This is a genomic window from Paenibacillus sp. (assembly GCF_031177825.1).
GTDB lineage: Bacteria > Bacillota > Bacilli > Paenibacillales > YIM-B00363 > Paenibacillus_AE.
In genome coordinates this window covers 355,774-372,481 of sequence record NZ_JAPSKE010000002.1, presented here as the reverse complement: position 1 = coordinate 372,481, position 16,708 = coordinate 355,774, and the positions used below count along the sequence as shown (strand labels likewise).

The window sequence follows — 16,708 nt, the reverse complement described above, 5'->3', positions numbered from 1 at the left end:
AAAAAGGCCTTATTCCTAACGGAATGAGGCTTTCATTCTATCCAATCATTGGCATTTAATGGTATAATGAGGCAAAATTCGACGTCGAGAGGCTTTGAGGACCGATGATTGGGTTTAAGGGACTATGAACAATCTCACATCCATCCTGCTGAATGTCATGCTTACCGCTTTTCCGTTTCTCGTCATTCAGACGTTCTCGCAGCGCTTGCCGTTCCACCGCACCGGTCCCCTCGCGATCGGTTTTTTCATGGGCGTTCCGCTCGTCGGCTGCATGTTTTTCCCCTACACGTACGGTCACGGTCTCACTTACGACCTGAAATTCATTCCGCTCATCGCCGGAACGTTATATGGAGGCTGGCCGGTCGGTCTCGGGCTGTCGCTCGTCTCCGCGGCAGCCGGGTACTATATCGCCGAAGCATACTGGCTCGAAGAGCTGGCTGTCGCTACGCTTACCGCGTCGCTCGTCGCCGCGGCGCGGGCCAAGTTCTTCGCGGCGTCCTGGCTGAAGAAGATTCTGTGGGCGAGCGTCTTCTCCGTCGCGACGGTGGCGATGACGCTCGCCGGCGTCGCGATGTTGGGCGAGACGCTGCCGATCGACGCGGCGCTGCTCTTCGCCGCCGTACAAACCGGGCTGCTGTTGATGACGCTTGCGCTCGGCGAGCATATCCGCGAGACGGATTCGGTCCGCACCGAGATCGCGCGGATGGAGAAGCTGACGGTCAGCGGAAGCCTCGCGGTACTGATCGCGCATGAGCTCCGCAACCCGCTGACGACGGTCAACGGCTTCCTGCAGCTGATCAAACGGCAGCATCCGTCCGAGCAGATTCTCTACTACGTTAATACGGCGATGCAAGAATTGAGCGAAGCGGAGAAGATCATTCATACCTACTTAACGATCACGACGCTGAAGGAGGCGGAGAAGAAACACGTCTCGCTCTCGGCGGGCATCGACGGCGCGCTCCGCGACATCTGGCCCGTCATCGAAGCCAAGAAGATCGACCTCGTGAACGCGGTATCGGACGATATTACGCTGTATTGCAACGAAGAGCAGCTAAGATTATGCCTTATGCATCTGCTGCGCAACGGCGCCAACGCGCTGCACCGCGGAGGTCGGCTGACCGTCTCCTCGTATTGGAAGGGCAAGGAACTCGCGATCGTCGTGTCGGACAACGGCGTCGGCATGACGGAGGAGCAGCTGGAGCAGCTCGGCATGCCGAAGTATAACACGCGCAGCAGCGGGACGGGGACGGGGCTGATGTATTGTTTTCATTTCGTCCATTCGCTGCAAGGCCGGCTCCGCATTCAGAGCCAGCCCGGACGAGGAACGACCGTCACCGTGACGGTTCCGGCGCTTCGGACGACGTAGTCGGAGCGCCGTCTTCGGCATGCAAATACGGATATAAACAGATCAGTCCGGCGAGATACAGAACGACGAGCGCGTACACCGGCAGCAGATGCAGGAAGTCGGTATATCCGATCGCCGCATGAATGCCGAGACCCGCGGCGAAGCCCGGAATTCCGGCGAGAAGCAGCATGCGCCAAATCCACCTTTCCCCTTGCTGCAGGCCCCACAGCGCCGTCATCAGCACGGCCAGCGCGTCCGCGAAGAGCGCGCCGCCGAATCCGGCGCGGTCGTGCGCGATCACCGGCACGAGGCGCGGATTCGCCGCGTCCAGATGAGCGGCGTGCGAGCCCAGGTAGGCGAGATCCGAAGGCACGAACACCTGCGTCACGCCGACGCCCGCGATCGCGAGGCCGCCGACGGCGAGCCCGACGCCGACGCAGACGAAGGCGAGCTGGCCGTACAAGGCCAATCGCCATCTTGCGTCGTTCGCGTCGTTCGGTTTTCGCCGCGACGGTTCGTCCTTCGAATCCCGCATGGCGAAGAGGAACATCGGAAGCAGCGCGGCGGAGACGGCCGCATGCAGCGGGTCGAAATACCCGTACCCCAGGTAAAGGAAAAATCCGGAAAACCCGGCGGCGCCGGACGTCATCGCCGCCATTCGGGCCCAATGGAGCCTGCGGCGCATCCCGTACCCGGCCAGGCCGGCGTACATGATCCCGATCGACATCATCGTGCCCGCGAGCGTCATCCGATCATGCGACATGAACGGGAGCAGATGTTCGTTCCATTGATGGATCGTCTCGCGGTCGACGCCGAGGAAGCGGATGTCGTAGGGGAGCAAGACGGACGTCGCCGCCAACGCCGCAGCGATCGCGCCGCCGACGAGCATCCCGATGCCGAGCAGCAGCATCCAGCCCCATTGCCGCCAAAACGAAGGGGGCTTCGGGGCGGGAGCGTCCCGAAGCGTCTCGTAGAGCAGCGCTTCGTTCGCCCGCTTCGGGAGGCCCGGCCCGGCGAAGACGAGGCCGGCGTTCAGCTCGATCAGGTCGGCGCCGGCCCGGCGCAGGTCGACGGCGTCCTTCGGCTCGACGACGCCGCCGGCGGCGACAAGGACGAACGGCCGCGGGAGTCGGGCGCGCAGCGACGCGACCGTCCGGCGGGCCGCGTCGCGGACGGCGGCGCCGGAGCGCCAGCCGCTTCGCGAGTCGCCCGCGGCGGCGCCGACGACGACGCCGTCCCAGCGCTCGCGCGCCAAGGCGGCCGTCGCCTCGAGCGCTCGCTCCGCCTCGTCGGGCGCGACGTACAGCAGCAGCGGCTTCTCCGGCGCGGCCGCGCGGACCGCTTCGCCGATCCGCCGGAGCGCGGCGCTTCGTAGCGGCTCCGCCCACCGCTCGTCATCCGCGTCGACGACGAACGCCGCCGCGTACGGCGCGAGCCGGGCCGCCAGACGGCCGTACTGGGCGGCCGCCTCTTCCGGCGGCGCCCCGACGTCGTGACGCAGCCGCAGGAAGAGCGGCTTCTCGAATTTGCCGCGCCCGCGGTCGCGGCGGATCGTTCGCTCGAACCGCTCGACGCCGTCGTTCGCGAACCGGTCGGCGACGTGGAGCGATTGCGCGTCCGTCTCGCGTCGAATCGGGGACGGCGCCGTCCCTCGCTCCGAGATCGGTCCGATCTCGAGGTAGCCGAAGCCGAATTGCGACAGGGCGACCCGCGCTTCTCCATGGGGGTCGACTTCGCCGCCGAGCCCGACGGGACAGTCGAAGCGGAGCCCCAACAGATCGACGCTCATCGCTTCCGGCGTCTCCAGATGTCCGAGCGTACGGATGAGGAACGGCCCTCCGGGCAGACGCCCGACGGCGCCGATCGCGGAAAGCGTAAGCTTTCGCGCCCGCTCCGGCGGAAGCGCGAACAGCAGCGGCTTGAATAAAGGATGATAGGACCAGTCCGGCATGGGAGAACCTCCTTCCGGAAGATGTGTGTTCCATTGTAACATAGGGCGGAATGGTCTATACTACTCCACATATTCTAGCAGGAACGAAAGGAACGCCAGGTGCTATGATCCCTTTTTCCCATGCATGGCCGTATGAGACGCTCGGGGAGGACGTGTACGTCTCGGAATGTCCGTTCTGCGGGACGAGCAATGTGATTCTGCCGATGCGCAAGAAGGAACTGAAGGAGATTCGCGAGGGCAAGAAGAAGCTGCTCGTCTTCCCGTGCTGCAAGGGCAGCGTCTATATCGTCGATACCGACGCCGATTATTTGTTAGCCAATCGCCGGCTGCGCAAATAGCCGGCGTTTTTTCTTTTCCCCCGGGCATTCGCCTAATTCCAAGCGGAAAACTCAACTTTATATCAAAATGGTCGAATGATGTCTGGATAAGCAAAAATTATGACTTTAATTTAAAAGCATTTAAGAAAATGAGCAAAAGTTTATGCCAAAATAGAAAAAACTACGGTATAATGAACGTAACAAGCATCATTCGGAAAGGGGGGGATCGCCGTGCTGCGAACCGGGCTGGAGAGCGGTATCGAATTGAACCGCCGCACATGGCTGGAACGCTTCAGAATGCTGCCGTCGATTTTCCTCTGCTTCCTCAAGATCGGTCCGGTCACGTTCGGAGGCGGCTTCGCGATGATTCCCTTGATCGAGAAGGAAGTCGTCGAACGCCGGAAGTGGCTCGCTTCCGAGGACGTCGCCGACGTCTTCGCGGTAGCGCAATCGGTTCCCGGGGCGGTGGCGATCAATTCGGCCACGTTCATCGGTTATCGATTGGCCGGAACGGCCGGCGCCGTCGCCGCGATGGCGGGCGTGCTGCTGCCGACGTTCCTCATCGTGCTCTTGCTGTCCGCTTTCTTCTTGCAGCTGCACGACCATCCGAAGGTGGAAGCGGCGCTGTCCGGCATTCGGGCCGGGGTCGTCGCCTTAATCTGTTATGCGGGATTCAAAATCGCCAAGACGGCCGTCGTCGACAAGACGACGCTCGGCGTCGCGATCGCGACGATGCTGGCGCTGTTCGCGGGGCTGCACCCGTTGTTCGTCATCGTCGGCGGCTTCGTTCTCGGCGTCGGCCTCGTCGCCTGGCGCGCGCGTCTCGGGTTGAAGACGGAAGCGAAGCCGAAGTCGGAATCGGAGGATTGGGGCTACATGATGGGAGATGGCATCTAGATGGATTCGGCGACGGTGTTGTGGGAGCTGTTTGCAACGTTTCTGATGATCGGAGCCGTGTCGTTCGGCGGCGGATACTCGATGATCCCCGTCATCGAACGGGAGGTCGTGCACCGGCACGAATGGATGACCTTGCCGGCGTTCACGGACGCCATCGCGGTCGCCGGCATGTCGCCGGGGCCGATCGCCACGAATTCCGCGATCTTCGTCGGCTTCCGGATCGCCGGCGTTCCCGGCGCGACCGTCGCTACGCTCGGAACGATCCTCCCGTCCTTGATCTTCATCTTGATCGCGGCGTCTTTCTTCTATAGAGTGAAGAGAAGCAAGGTGGTAAAGAACGGCTTTTACGGGCTGCGACCGATCGTCGCGGCGCTGATCTTCTATGCCGCGATCACGTTCGCGGTCGGCAACGGCCTCGTTCCGACGAACCTCGAAGCGTTCGGCTGGGAGACGGTCGTCTTATTCGCGATTTTCGCGGGTTCGCTTCTCGCGCTGTTCAAGTTCAAGACGCATCCGATCGTCGTCATCCTGCTGTGCGGTCTCGTCGGAGCGGCCGTATTCAGTTAATCCAGAGGGGGGAGATCGCAGTGGCTTTTAAAAAAATCGAATCCGTGCCCTCCTGCTGCGCGCCGATGCGCGAAGGGGCGGCGCCGGGCGCGGAGCCGAAGACGGACCTCGGCGCCGGGAACGGCGCAGGAGACCAAGCTCGGGACGGGGGCAAGGGCGGTATGATTCGCCTCCCCGGCGGCGCGTTCCTGATGGGAACCGACGACGAAGAGGGCTTTCCCGCCGACGGGGAAGGACCGATTCGGGAAGTGACGGTCGGCCCGTTCCTCATCGATCCGTACGCGGTGACGAACGACCGATTCGCCGCCTTCGTCGACGAAACCGGCTACAAGACGGAGGCCGAACGGTTCGGCTGGTCGTTCGTCTTTCATTCGCTCGTGCCGGAGGAGGTGGCCAAGTCGGTCACGCAGGTGCCGCGGCAGACGCCGTGGTGGTATACGGTGCATGGCGCGTATTGGGCGCAGCCGGAGGGCCCCGGCACCTCCGTCGAAGGCCGCGGCGACCATCCGGTCGTACATATAAGTTGGAACGACGCGGAGGCGTTCTGCCGATGGGCCGGCAAGCGGCTCCCGACGGAAGCGGAGTGGGAATACGCGGCGCGCGGCGGACTCGTCGGCAAGCGGTACCCGTGGGGGGACTTGCTGAAGCCGGAGGGCAAGCATATGTGCAACATTTTCCAAGGCAAATTCCCCGATAAAAACAACGCCTCCGACGGCTATGCCGGCACGTGCCCGGTCGACGCGTTCGAGCCGAACGGCTTCGGTCTGTACAACGTCTCGGGCAACGTCTGGGAATGGTGCGCGGACTGGTTCCATCCGACGCATCATCGGGAAGCGAATCCGCTGCATCCGAAAGGTCCGCCGGACGGGACGAGCCGGGTCATGCGCGGGGGTTCGTACTTGTGCCATAAATCGTACTGCAATCGGTATCGCGTCGCGGCCCGCAGCTCCAATACGCCCGACAGCTCGACCGGCAACGCCGGGTTCCGCTGCGCCGCGGATGCATAACATTACGCAACGACCGAACCGCCCGCAAGGCGGTTTTTCTTATGGACTTCGAGAAGGCTCGCATGGTTCGCCCCTTCTTGTTACATGCTAGCCAATAGCAGATGTTAACAAAAGGGGATATGCATCATGGGCGGCACACGAACGACGAATGGCGATTTCAAACCGAAGTACGCGTACGACGAGTGGTCGGTCGTCGAAGACGGATGGGACGAAGCGACGAACCTCGTGGACGAGACGATCTTCAGCCTCGGCAACGGGTATCTCGGCATGCGGGGCAATCTCGAGGAAGGGTTCCGCGGAGCGGAAGGGCGTTCGACGCGCGGAACGTACATTAATGCATTTTACGAAACCGAGCCGATCCGATACCCGGAGGACGCGTACGGCTACGCGCGGGTCGGTCAGACGATGCTGAACGTCGCCGACGCGAGGGGCATCGAGCTGTACGTCGACGGCGAACGCGTCGATCTGTTCGCCTGCAAGCTGCTCGACTACAAGCGGACCCTCGATTTTCGCAGAGGGACGCTCGTGCGGACGATGCGGCTCGAGCTGTCGAACGGGAACCAGGTGGACGTCCGCATCGAACGGCTGGTCAGCTTGACCCGCAAGCATGTCGCCGCCATTCGGTACGAGGTGACGACGGTCGACTTTCACGGACTGATCGGTCTCGTCTCGACGATCGACGGCGCGGTGCGCAATCAGGTGTCCAAGGGCGACCCGCGGCTCGGTTCGGCGCTGACGGAGCCGGCCTTAACGACGATCGACCGCGCGGCGGTCGGGACGCTCGCGTTCCTTCACCAACGGACGAAGCGTTCGGGATTTACGGTCATGTGCGCGGCGGAGCATCAGCTCCAGGCGGAGGAGGCCGCCGCGATCCAAGCCGAGACGTCGGCGGACGGCGCTGCGATCCGCTTCTCCTTCGCTTCGCCTCTGGGGGTGCCCGCGACGCTGACGAAGACGATCGCGTACCATACGTCCAAGGAAGACCCCGGGACGCTGGACGAGCGTAAGTTGCGTCTAAAGGCGGAGCAGACGGTCCAGCGGGCGAAGACGGACGGCTTCGACGCGCTGCTCGAAGAGCAGCGGGCGTTCCTCGAGCGGTTCTGGGAGCGGACGGACGTTACGATCGAAGGCGATCCGGCGCTGCAGCAAGGCGTTCGCTTCAACGCGTTCCAGCTGCTCCAATCGGTCGGACGGGACGGGGAGACGAACATAAGCGCGAAAGGGCTGACGGGGGAAGGGTACGAGGGGCATTACTTCTGGGATACCGAGACGTACATTTTGCCGTTCTTCCTCTATACGAACCCGGACATCGCGAAGCAGCTGCTGACGTACCGGTACGGCATCTTGGACAAGGCGCGCGAGCGGGCGCGAACGATGTCGCAGAAGGGCGCCTTGTTCGCTTGGCGGACGATCGGCGGCGAAGAGACGTCGGCGTATTTCCCGGCGGGCACGGCGCAGGTTCATATCAATGCGGATATCGCGTACGCGCTGAAGAAATATATGGCGGCAACGGAAGACGACGAGTTTTTGATCGACAAGGGGGCCGAGCTCCTCTTCGAAACGGCGCGCCTCTGGGCGGACCTGGGGGACTATATTCCGCATAAGGGGTTCTGCATCAACGGCGTCACCGGTCCCGACGAGTATACGGCGCTCGTAAACAATAACGCGTTCACGAACGTGATGGCGAAGGACCATCTGGAGTATGCGGCGGCGACGGCGCGTCGTCTGCGGAGCGAGCGGACGGACGCGTACCGGGACATCGCGAGCCGAATCGCGCTGGACGACGCGGAGGTCGACGCTTGGCAGCGCGCCGCGGAACGGATGTACGTCCCATACGATGCGGGGCTCGGCGTGACGCTGCAGGACGACGCGTTCCTCGATCGGGCGGAGTGGGATTTCGCGAACGCCCCGGCGGACAAATATCCGCTGCTGCTTCACTATCATCCGCTCGTCATTTACCGGCATCGGGTGCTGAAGCAGGCCGACGTCGTCTTGGCGTCGTTCCTGCAGAGCGACCGGTTTTCGCTGGCGCAGAAGCGCCGCGATTACGAGTTTTACGAGCGGCTCACGACGCACGATTCGTCGTTGTCGCCGTGTATCTACAGCATCGTCGCGGCCGAAATCGGGAAAATCGACAGAGCGTACGATTACTTCCTCCGTACGGCGCGCATGGACCTGGACGATCGAAACGGGAACGCGAAGGACGGCCTGCACACCGCGGCGATGGCCGGGACGTGGCTGTCGCTCGCGAACGGGTTCGGCGGCATGCGGGAGCAGGACGGTAAGCTCCGCTTCCGCCCGTCGATCCCGGCGCGCTGGACGGCGTACGCATTCGTCGTCGCGTTCCGCGGGCGGCGGCTGCGCGTTCGCGTTACGCCGGACGACGCGACGTATTCGCTCCTCGAGGGCGACGACCTGACGATCGAGCACGAAGGCCGGGAGCTGCGGCTCGCGTCCGGGCGTCCGGCGGTCGTCTCCATGCGGCGCAAGCTCGAAGCGGTCATCTTCGATCTCGACGGCGTCATCGTCGATACAGCTTCGTTCCATTACGAGTGCTGGAAGCGGATCGCCGACGAGCAGGGCGTTCCGCTCGATCCGTCCGTGAACGAACGGGTGAAGGGCGTCGACCGGCGGACGTCGCTCGACATTGTGTTGGAGCGCGCGAGCCGGCCTTATTCGGAGGAGGAGAAGGCGGCGCTCGCGAACCGAAAGAACGAGCTCTACGTCGAACGGATCGAGCAGCTGACGCCGGAGGCGCTGCTGCCGGGGATCGAGGCGTTCCTCCGCGACGTCAAATCGCGGGGCCTCAAGACGGCGATCGCGTCCGCGAGCCGGAACGCGCGGCTCGTCGTCGAAAGGCTGGGCGTCGGCGCGTACTTCGACGCGATCGTCGACGCCGGGTCGGTGGCGAAGGGCAAGCCCGATCCGGAAATTTTCTTCGCGGCGGCCGAGGCGCTGGGCGTGCCGTACCGAAACTGCGCGGCCATCGAAGACGCGGAAGCGGGCATCGCGGCGATCCGGGCGGCGGGCATGTTCGCCGTAGGCGTAGGGACGGAGGCGCGCATGCGCGGAGCCGACTGGCTGCTCCCCGTCACGGAGATGCTTGCGCTCGACGAGCTGTCGGACCGGTTTTCCGGCAGTCCGCCGGCGCCGAAGCGGGACGACGAGCCGAAACCGGAGCCAGTCGGCGCACAATAATCGGCTATCGACGGTGGAAACCCTTTCCGGTAAGATAAGAACTAAACATTGATTTTACCGGGGGGAACGTACGAATGTTGTTGCGGCACGGGCAGACGTTGGTTATGATCGGAGATTCCATTACGGATTGCGAGCGGGCGCGTCCGCGCGGGGAAGGGCTGTTCGCCGCCATCGGCAAGGGGTATGTCGCGCTCGTCTCCGCGCTGCTGAACGAACGGTATCCCGAGCGGGCGATACGAGTCGTCAATATGGGAACGAGCGGCAACACGGTGCGCGACTTGAAGGCGCGCTGGGAGACGGACGTCGTCGAGCTGAAGCCGGACTGGGTGTCGATCATGATCGGCATTAACGACGTATGGCGCCAATACGACACGCCGACGATCGTCGAGGGGCATGTGCTCATCGAAGAATACGAAGCTACGCTCGACGCATTGATCGAGCGGACGAAGCCGCTGGTGGAAGGACTTGTGTTGATGACCCCGTACTACATCGAACCGAACCGGGACGACGCGATGCGCGCCGACATGGATCGGTTCGGCGCGGTCGTGAAGCGGCTCGCCGAGAAGCATGGCGCGAAATTCGTCGACACGCAGGCGGCGATCGACCGGCTGCTCGAGCACATCTATCCCGCGACTCTCGCCTGGGACCGGGTGCATCCGAACATGACGGGACACGCGGCGCTCGCGCGCGCGTTCTTGAACGCGGTCGAATTCGAGTGGAACTGACGTTGCGCAAGGCCGACGGGGGGGAATCCGTCGGCCTTTTTCACCTTACCTTTCGCATATTTCTGACGCAAGAAGGGGGATGGGCGCGATGTTGGACCATGTGTTTCGCGAATTGCTGTTGAACGTCTTTATCGTGTTGCTCCCGCTGCTGCTCTATCAGTATGCTTACCGCTGGACGAGCTCCGGCTGGCGGCACGGCGCGGCCGTCTTCCTTCTATACGTACTTCCCTTGCTGTTTACCATGACGTACCCGGTCTATATTTTCGGTTCGGCGATCGATTTCCGCTCCGTACCGTTCGTTACCGGCTCCCTTTACGGCGGGCCGATCGCGACGATCTGCCTCCTCGCCGCTTTGCTCGTTTACCGGGACGTTCTGGGCGGGATTACCATGTTGCATTACGTAATCGCCCTCGCTCCGGCGGTCGCGCTCCTCTTCGCCGCGCACCGGCGGTTCGAACGATTCGGGTTTTGGGAGCGGGTCTGGACGGCCGTCGGCATCTGTTTCGTGCTGCGAATCGGGTCCGTCTTCATCTATTTTGGATTGCAGGGCGATTTCGCAAACGCTTACAATAACATGCTCTCGCCTCAATTCCCGCTGATCGTCGCGCAATGCGCGCTAATCGGGTTGAACGTCTACCTCATCGAAGCGATTCGCAAGCACCAACGGATGAAGAGAGACATCTTGGACGCCGAGAAAATGAAACTCGTCAGCGAGCTCGCCGCCTCCGTCGCTCACGAAGTGCGCAATCCGCTGACCGCCGTGCGTGGGTTCATCCAGCTGCTCGGCGACTCGGCGCTAGGCGACGAGAAGCGCGCCTCGTATTCGGCCATCTGCTTGGAAGAGCTCGATCGCGCGCAGCTCATCATCTCGAACTACCTCGCCCTCAGCAAGCCCGAGGCGGAGGAGAAGGAACGGCTGTCCGTGAAGGAAGAGTGCCACTACATCGCTAACATATTGAATTCCTATGCGAATTATCAGAACGTGACGATCGTGAATCGCGTCGACGGCGACGGAGCGGTATACGGCAACCGTTCGAAATTTCGCCAAGCGATGATCAATCTCGGGAAGAACGCGATCGAATCGACGCCGAGCGGAGGGGCCGTAGAATTTTGGTCGCTCGAGAAGGATCAGGGGGTAGAGCTGTACGTCATCGATACGGGGAGCGGGATGACCCCGGAACAGATCGCCCGCTTGGGTACGCCGTATTACTCGACGAAGGAGAAGGGAACGGGGCTCGGCACGCTCGTTACGTTCAACATCGTTCGCCAAATGGGCGGAACGATCGAGGTGAGGAGCCGCATCGGCGAAGGAACGACGTGCAAGGTGACGCTCCCGTATTTCGAAGAAGGGAATAATCGGAAGAAATCGTAGCCGAAACCCGATGGATTTCGTGTACAATGGATGTTACAACCAGAATCTGCGTGAGAGGGGCATTCGAACAAGGGGGCGGAACGGACGTATGGAGAGAGAGCTTGCGTTGGAATTGGTGCGGGTGACGGAATTGGCCGCATTGGCCTCGGCGCCTTGGATGGGACGCGGCGACAAGGACGGGGCCGACGGGGCGGCCACGGAGGCGATGCGCGCGATGTTCGACTCGGTCTCCATTAAGGGGACGGTCGTCATCGGCGAAGGCGAGATGGACGAGGCTCCGATGCTGTACATCGGCGAATCGGTCGGCAACTTGGACGGACCGGAAGTCGACGTGGCGGTCGATCCGCTGGAAGGGACGGAGATCGTCGCCAAGGGGCTGAACAACGCCTTGTCCGTCATCGCGGTCGCGAACAAGGGACAGCTGCTTCATGCCCCGGACATGTACATGGAGAAGCTCGCGGTCGGTCCGAAGCTGAAGGGGAAGCTCAGCATCGAACGGCCGCTCGAGGAGACGCTTCGCGTCGCCGCGAAGGAGCTCGGCAAGTCGATCTCGGATTTGACGGTCATGATTCTCGATCGATCGCGGCACGATACGCAAATCAAGACGCTGCGCCGCGTAGGCGTGCGGATCAAATTTTTGTCCGACGGAGACGTGGCCGGCGCGATCGCGCCCGCCTTCGAAGACGCGGGCATCGACCTGTACGTCGGCTCGGGCGGGGCGCCGGAGGGCGTGCTCGCGGCGGCCGCGCTTCGCTGCCTCGACGGCGAGCTCCAAGGCCGTCTGATGCCGGCGAACGCCGAGGAATTCCAACGCTGCATTCGGATGGGCATCACGGATCCTTATAAGGTGCTGACGATGGACGATATGGTCGGCACGGAGGACGTCATCTTCGCCGCGACCGGCGTTACCCCGGGCGAAATTTTGGGCGGCGTCCGGTATTTCGCCGACCAGCGCGCGGAGACGCAATCCGTCGTGATGCGGGCGCGGACGCGAACGATCCGGTACGTGCGATCGCTTCATTATTTGCCGAATAAGCCGATTCTCGAGAAGCTCAAAGGGAGATAACTTATGTACCTATATGTCGGCAGTTACGAGCAAGCCTCGAAGCCGGGCATTCACCGGTATCGGTACGACGTCGAGAGCGGGGCGTTAACGTACGAAGCCGGATTCGCCGGCTTGGAAAACCCGTCCTTCTTGACGGCGAACCGCGCGGGCACCGCGCTGTACGCCGTCGGCGAGACGTCGGAAGGCGCGGTCGTCGCGTTCGGAATCGGTTCGGAGGGGGAGCTGCGACCGCTCGGTCGACGCGAGACGGGCGGGGCGCACCCGTGCCACCTGACGCTGTCGGCGGACGAGACGCGGCTGTTCGTCTCCAATTATTCCGGCGGGAGCGTCGCCGCCTTCCCCGTGCTGGCGGACGGTTCGCTCGGAGCGCGTTCGAGATTGACCGCGCACGAAGGCAACGGACCGCGAGCGGATCGGCAGGAGGCGCCGCATCCGCACTCGGTCAACCTGTCGCCCGACGGGCGGCATCTGCTCGTGCCGGACCTCGGCATCGATCGGGTGGCGGCTTACGCGATCGAAGGGGACCGCTTCGAACGGGTCGCGTCGATCGCCTTGGCGAACGGCGACGGACCGCGGCATATGGCGTTCCATCCGACGCTTCCGGTCGTTTACGTCGTGAACGAGCTTTCTTGCACCGTCGCTGCGTTCCGAACGGCGGACGGCGACCCGGCCGCATACACGGCGCTGGGGACGGTCTCGACGCTGCCGGCTGGGTTCGACGGGGACAACGCGTGCGCCCACATTCATGTATCGCCGGACGGCCGTTTCGTCTACGCCTCGAACCGCGGGCACGACAGTTTAGCCGTTTATAAAGTGCAAGACGAGGGGCGTCTCGAGCCGGTCGGCTTCGCGCCGACGAACAGCAAGACGCCCCGTCATTTCGCGATCGCGCCGGACGGCCGATTCGTGTTGGTCGCGGCGCAGGATTCCGACGCCATCCGCGTCTTCGCCGCGGACGCGGCGACCGGGCGGCTGGAGGAAGCGCATCGGTACGATTCGATTCGCCGCCCGGTGTGCCTGACGTTCGTCCGTTGACGGGTTCGTTCGTTATACGCGGGACGGACGCGGATTCGTCGGCTCGCCGCGCTCCTGATCGGCGAGCAGCCCGAGCAGCAGCTCTTGTTTGATCAAAGCGTATTCGGGGGGCGCGTACAAATTGCGGCGCTCTCCCGGATCGTTCTTTAGATCGTATAGTTCGCCGAACGGTTCGCCGGTATAGAGGGCGAGCTTCCATTCCGGCGTCACCCAACACTTGAACCGGATACGATCCGGTTCTTCTTTGTATTCGATGCGCACGCCGGTCCGCTTCGGCGGTCCCTCCCCGCGGAGCATCGGAAGCAAGCTGACGCCTTCGCGCCGAATCGAATCGGCGATGCCGGCCGCGTCCGCCAACGTCGGCAGCACGTCGACGAGCGATGCGCACGGCTCTGCCGGAGCTTGGGGCTCGAATCCGTCAGGATACCTCATTAGAAGCGGGATTTTCGTCACGCCTTCGTACACCAGCGGACCCTTCTGCCCGATGCCGTGATCGCCGAGCATCTCGCCGTGATCCGACGTGAACACGACGAACGTATTCCGGGCGAGCCCGAAGGCGTCGAGCGCATCCAGGAGGCGGCCGACTTGTCGGTCGATCAGCTGGACCATCGAATAATAATAAGCCCTCGTCTGCTTCGCGAATTCCTCTCTTTCGAAATAAGGCTCCCAAGCGTATTTGCCGTTGCCCGCCATCTCGAACGTACCGTTGAAGCGGCTCTCGACAAGCGTGCCGTTCCGGAACAGCGGAACGTGCTCCGCCTCGTCCGCCTCCCGATCGGCGCGCGCCGCGGGCGGGGGCACGACCTCCGGATCGACCCGTTCGAGAAAGTCGGACGGTAAGACGTGGGGATGGTGAGGGTCTTGAAACCCTAGATTCAAGAAGAAGGGGCGATCGTCCCCGTCCTCGCGCCGTTCCATCCATCGGATCGCCCGTTCGGCGACCCAGGCCCCATGGTGGTAGCGCTCCGGCAGCGCGGAATCGCCTGTGCCGTTATAGTCTCCCTGCCCCTTAAATAGAAACTCGACGCGGATATCGGCGGGGTCGAGGCCTTGCGCTTCCAACCATGCGCCGTAATGGCCCGAGGTCGCGGCCCAGGGACCGTGGCCTCGGGAAAGCTCGGCGGTATCGAAGCCGGCGAAGTCGCGGCACGGCTCGCGCGAGCGTTCGGGTCCGAGCGTCTCCGGACTCGGCGACTCCCAAGGGTACCAATGCGCTTTCCCGACGTGATGCGTCCGGTAGCCGTTCCGGCGAAGCAGCGAGCTAAGGAAGAGGGATGGATCGGAGACGGCGGTGCCGATATTGTAGGAGCCATGGCGGGACAGGTGCAATCCGGTCATCATGGATACGCGCGACGGCGTACATACGGTGTTGGGACAATACGCCCGGCGGAACGTTACGCCTTCGTTCGCGAGACGGTCCAAATTCGGCGTGCGCAAGAAGGCGCTTCCGTTGGCGGCGATACTATCGTGGCGCTGCTGGTCGGTGGAAATGAGAATAAGATTCGGCCTCGAGGACATAGTATACGTAACCTCCGGTTCAGGGAATTGTGTGGAATTATGGCGCCATTATAGCATGAATGGAAGATTCCCACAGGTAAATGTCACAGAATATAGGAAAACCACATAAAACAACGCTAAATATTGTTGAAAGCGCTAAATTCCTTATTGACAATGCAACATGATGTGTTGATAATAAGGGATGTAGCCAAGAAACAACATTGAAACCGCTTCAAAGTGTTGCCTTGTGTGTGGTCTTGGGGAGTTTCTAATACTTAGGGGGAGTGCCACAGTATGAAGAAGGTAAAGAAATCAATGTTCCTGCTTCTGGCGTCGGTCGTCAGTTTGTCGGCATTGCTGGCCGCTTGTTCCGGAGGCAACAACGCAGAAGAACCTGCCGAGGCGCCGGCTACGGGGTCCGAGACGCCGGCGGAGCAGCCGGCCGTCGACAAGCCGAAAGAGAAGGTCGAACTCGAATTTTGGACGCACTGGGGTTCCACGACGCGCCGCCCGATTATCGAGAAGATCGTATCCGACTTTAACGGTTCGCAAGATTGGATTACCGTAAAGCACGTCTTCCTGCCGTACGGCGAAGGTTGGACGAAGGCGCTCGCGCAAATCGCAGCCGGCAACCCGCCGGACGTCATCATTCACGAAATCGCGAAGGTCGCGCAGCGCGCCGACAAAAACCAAGTGGAAAACTTGTCTCCGTTCCTCGCGAAGGACGATATCAGCGGACGTTTCCACGAGAACCTCTTCGAAGCGATGAAGCACAACGGCGACGTATACGCCCTTCCGTTCAACACGGATACGCGCTTCTTGTTCTACAACAAGAAGATGTTCGCCGAAGCGGGTCTCGACCCGGAGAAGCCGCCGACAACGTGGGCGGAGATGGAAGAGTACGCGAAGAAGCTCGACAAGATCGGCGCGGACGGCAAGATCGAACGCCTTGGCTACCACCCGTTGCTTGCAGGCGGTTTCGAATTGTTCATGTTGAACGCAGGCAAAGGCGAGGCGTGGGTCGGCGTAGACGGCAAAGTCAACGTAGACACTCCGGAACATGTCGACGCTTTGAAATGGGTAATGTCCTGGGATGAGCGCCTCGGCAAGGAAAATGTCGAAACGTTCAAAGCGACGTTCGGATCGAAGACGAGCGAACCGCTCATCGCCGGCAAGCTCGCTATGAAAGCTGACGTAGGTACATTCTGGACGCAAATCCGCGACTTCGCGGCGAACCGCGACGACTTCGGCGTTGCTCCCCTTCCGGAATATAAAGAAGGCGCAGGTCATTGGAGCGTCGGCGGCGGCTTCTCGATCGAAATTCCGAAAGGCGCGAAAAATCCTGAAGCAAGCTGGGAGTTCCTGAAGTTCATGACGGATTACGACGCTCAGAAATATTGGGCGCAATTCAACTTCGACAACGTTGCGAACAAGGAAGTCGCAGGCGATGCGGACTTGATGGCCGATCCGATTTATGCGTTCTCCGTAGAAAACCTTGCCGTAACGAAAATGACGCCGGCTCCGGTTTCCGCGCCGGACTTCGCGACGCTGCTCAATCCGGAAATCGAAGCGGCCATCCAGGGCCAGCAATCGCCGGAAGACGCGCTTGCGAAAGCGCAAAAAGCGATCGAAGATCTCGTCGCGCAAAACCAGTAATTCGAAGGGCTTGAACGAAGGGTGGAGAGGTTCTCGAACCGCTCCGCCCTTTATTTCTTAAAGAAGGAGGGGTAG

The 16,708-nt window shown here is 62.1% G+C and carries 13 protein-coding genes; 11 read left to right on the top strand and 2 right to left on the bottom strand.

The genetic code is table 11. From position 1 onward, the window contains the following. Positions 1-124 precede the first annotated feature (124 nt). Entirely contained in the window at positions 125-1,366 is a 1,242-nt protein-coding gene (locus tag RIN49_RS03880; protein ID WP_309118840.1) for an ATP-binding protein, read from the top strand. Here RIN49_RS03880 and RIN49_RS03875 read toward each other — a convergent pair. Further along, positions 1,332-3,296: a dihydroorotate dehydrogenase gene (locus RIN49_RS03875; RefSeq protein ID WP_309118839.1), complete on the bottom strand. Its 1,965-nt coding sequence runs from the start codon at positions 3,294-3,296 to the stop codon at positions 1,332-1,334. The two genes, RIN49_RS03880 and RIN49_RS03875, sit on opposite strands and share 35 nt — an antisense overlap. Positions 3,297-3,400: 104 nt before the next feature. On the opposite strand from RIN49_RS03875, the gene RIN49_RS03870 reads away from it, so the two are divergent. The 9 genes from RIN49_RS03870 to RIN49_RS03830 all read left to right on the top strand — a co-directional run bounded on the left by RIN49_RS03870 (position 3,401) and on the right by RIN49_RS03830 (position 13,480). Beyond that, positions 3,401-3,634, top strand: a complete 234-nt coding sequence (locus RIN49_RS03870; protein ID WP_309118838.1) for a hypothetical protein — start codon at positions 3,401-3,403, stop codon at positions 3,632-3,634. Positions 3,635-3,844: 210 nt separating this feature from the next. Further along, positions 3,845-4,510, top strand: a complete 666-nt coding sequence (locus RIN49_RS03865; protein ID WP_309118837.1) for a chromate transporter — start codon at positions 3,845-3,847, stop codon at positions 4,508-4,510. Continuing rightward, positions 4,511-5,077: a chromate transporter gene (locus tag RIN49_RS03860; protein ID WP_309118836.1), complete on the top strand. Its 567-nt coding sequence runs from the start codon at positions 4,511-4,513 to the stop codon at positions 5,075-5,077. Positions 5,078-5,112: 35 nt separating this feature from the next. Beyond that, entirely contained in the window at positions 5,113-6,084 is a 972-nt protein-coding gene (locus tag RIN49_RS03855; protein ID WP_483874276.1) for a formylglycine-generating enzyme family protein, read from the top strand. A 126-nt stretch (positions 6,085-6,210) separates the two neighbouring features. Then, positions 6,211-9,282: a beta-phosphoglucomutase gene (gene pgmB, locus RIN49_RS03850; protein ID WP_309118834.1), complete on the top strand. Its 3,072-nt coding sequence runs from the start codon at positions 6,211-6,213 to the stop codon at positions 9,280-9,282. Between the two features lie 74 nt (positions 9,283-9,356). After that, positions 9,357-10,007: an SGNH/GDSL hydrolase family protein gene (locus RIN49_RS03845; protein WP_309118833.1), complete on the top strand. Its 651-nt coding sequence runs from the start codon at positions 9,357-9,359 to the stop codon at positions 10,005-10,007. 88 nt (positions 10,008-10,095) lie between these two features. Beyond that, a complete protein-coding gene (locus tag RIN49_RS03840; RefSeq protein ID WP_309118832.1) occupies positions 10,096-11,379 on the top strand; it encodes a HAMP domain-containing sensor histidine kinase in 1,284 nt (427 codons plus the stop codon). A gap of 88 nt (positions 11,380-11,467) precedes the next feature. After that, on the top strand, positions 11,468-12,445 hold the full coding sequence (gene glpX, locus RIN49_RS03835; protein ID WP_309118831.1) for a class II fructose-bisphosphatase: 978 nt from the start codon (positions 11,468-11,470) through the stop codon (positions 12,443-12,445). Between the two features lie 3 nt (positions 12,446-12,448). Further along, on the top strand, positions 12,449-13,480 hold the full coding sequence (locus tag RIN49_RS03830; protein WP_309118830.1) for a lactonase family protein: 1,032 nt from the start codon (positions 12,449-12,451) through the stop codon (positions 13,478-13,480). A gap of 12 nt (positions 13,481-13,492) precedes the next feature. On the opposite strand, the gene RIN49_RS03825 is transcribed toward RIN49_RS03830, so the two are convergent. Beyond that, positions 13,493-14,998 carry a sulfatase family protein gene (locus RIN49_RS03825; protein WP_309118829.1) on the bottom strand — a complete coding sequence of 502 codons (1,506 nt, stop codon included), beginning with the start codon at positions 14,996-14,998 and terminating at the stop codon, positions 13,493-13,495. Positions 14,999-15,271: 273 nt separating this feature from the next. Between RIN49_RS03825 and RIN49_RS03820 the strand changes: the two genes are divergently transcribed. After that, positions 15,272-16,633: an ABC transporter substrate-binding protein gene (locus RIN49_RS03820; protein WP_309118828.1), complete on the top strand. Its 1,362-nt coding sequence runs from the start codon at positions 15,272-15,274 to the stop codon at positions 16,631-16,633. Positions 16,634-16,708: the final 75 nt, after the last annotated feature.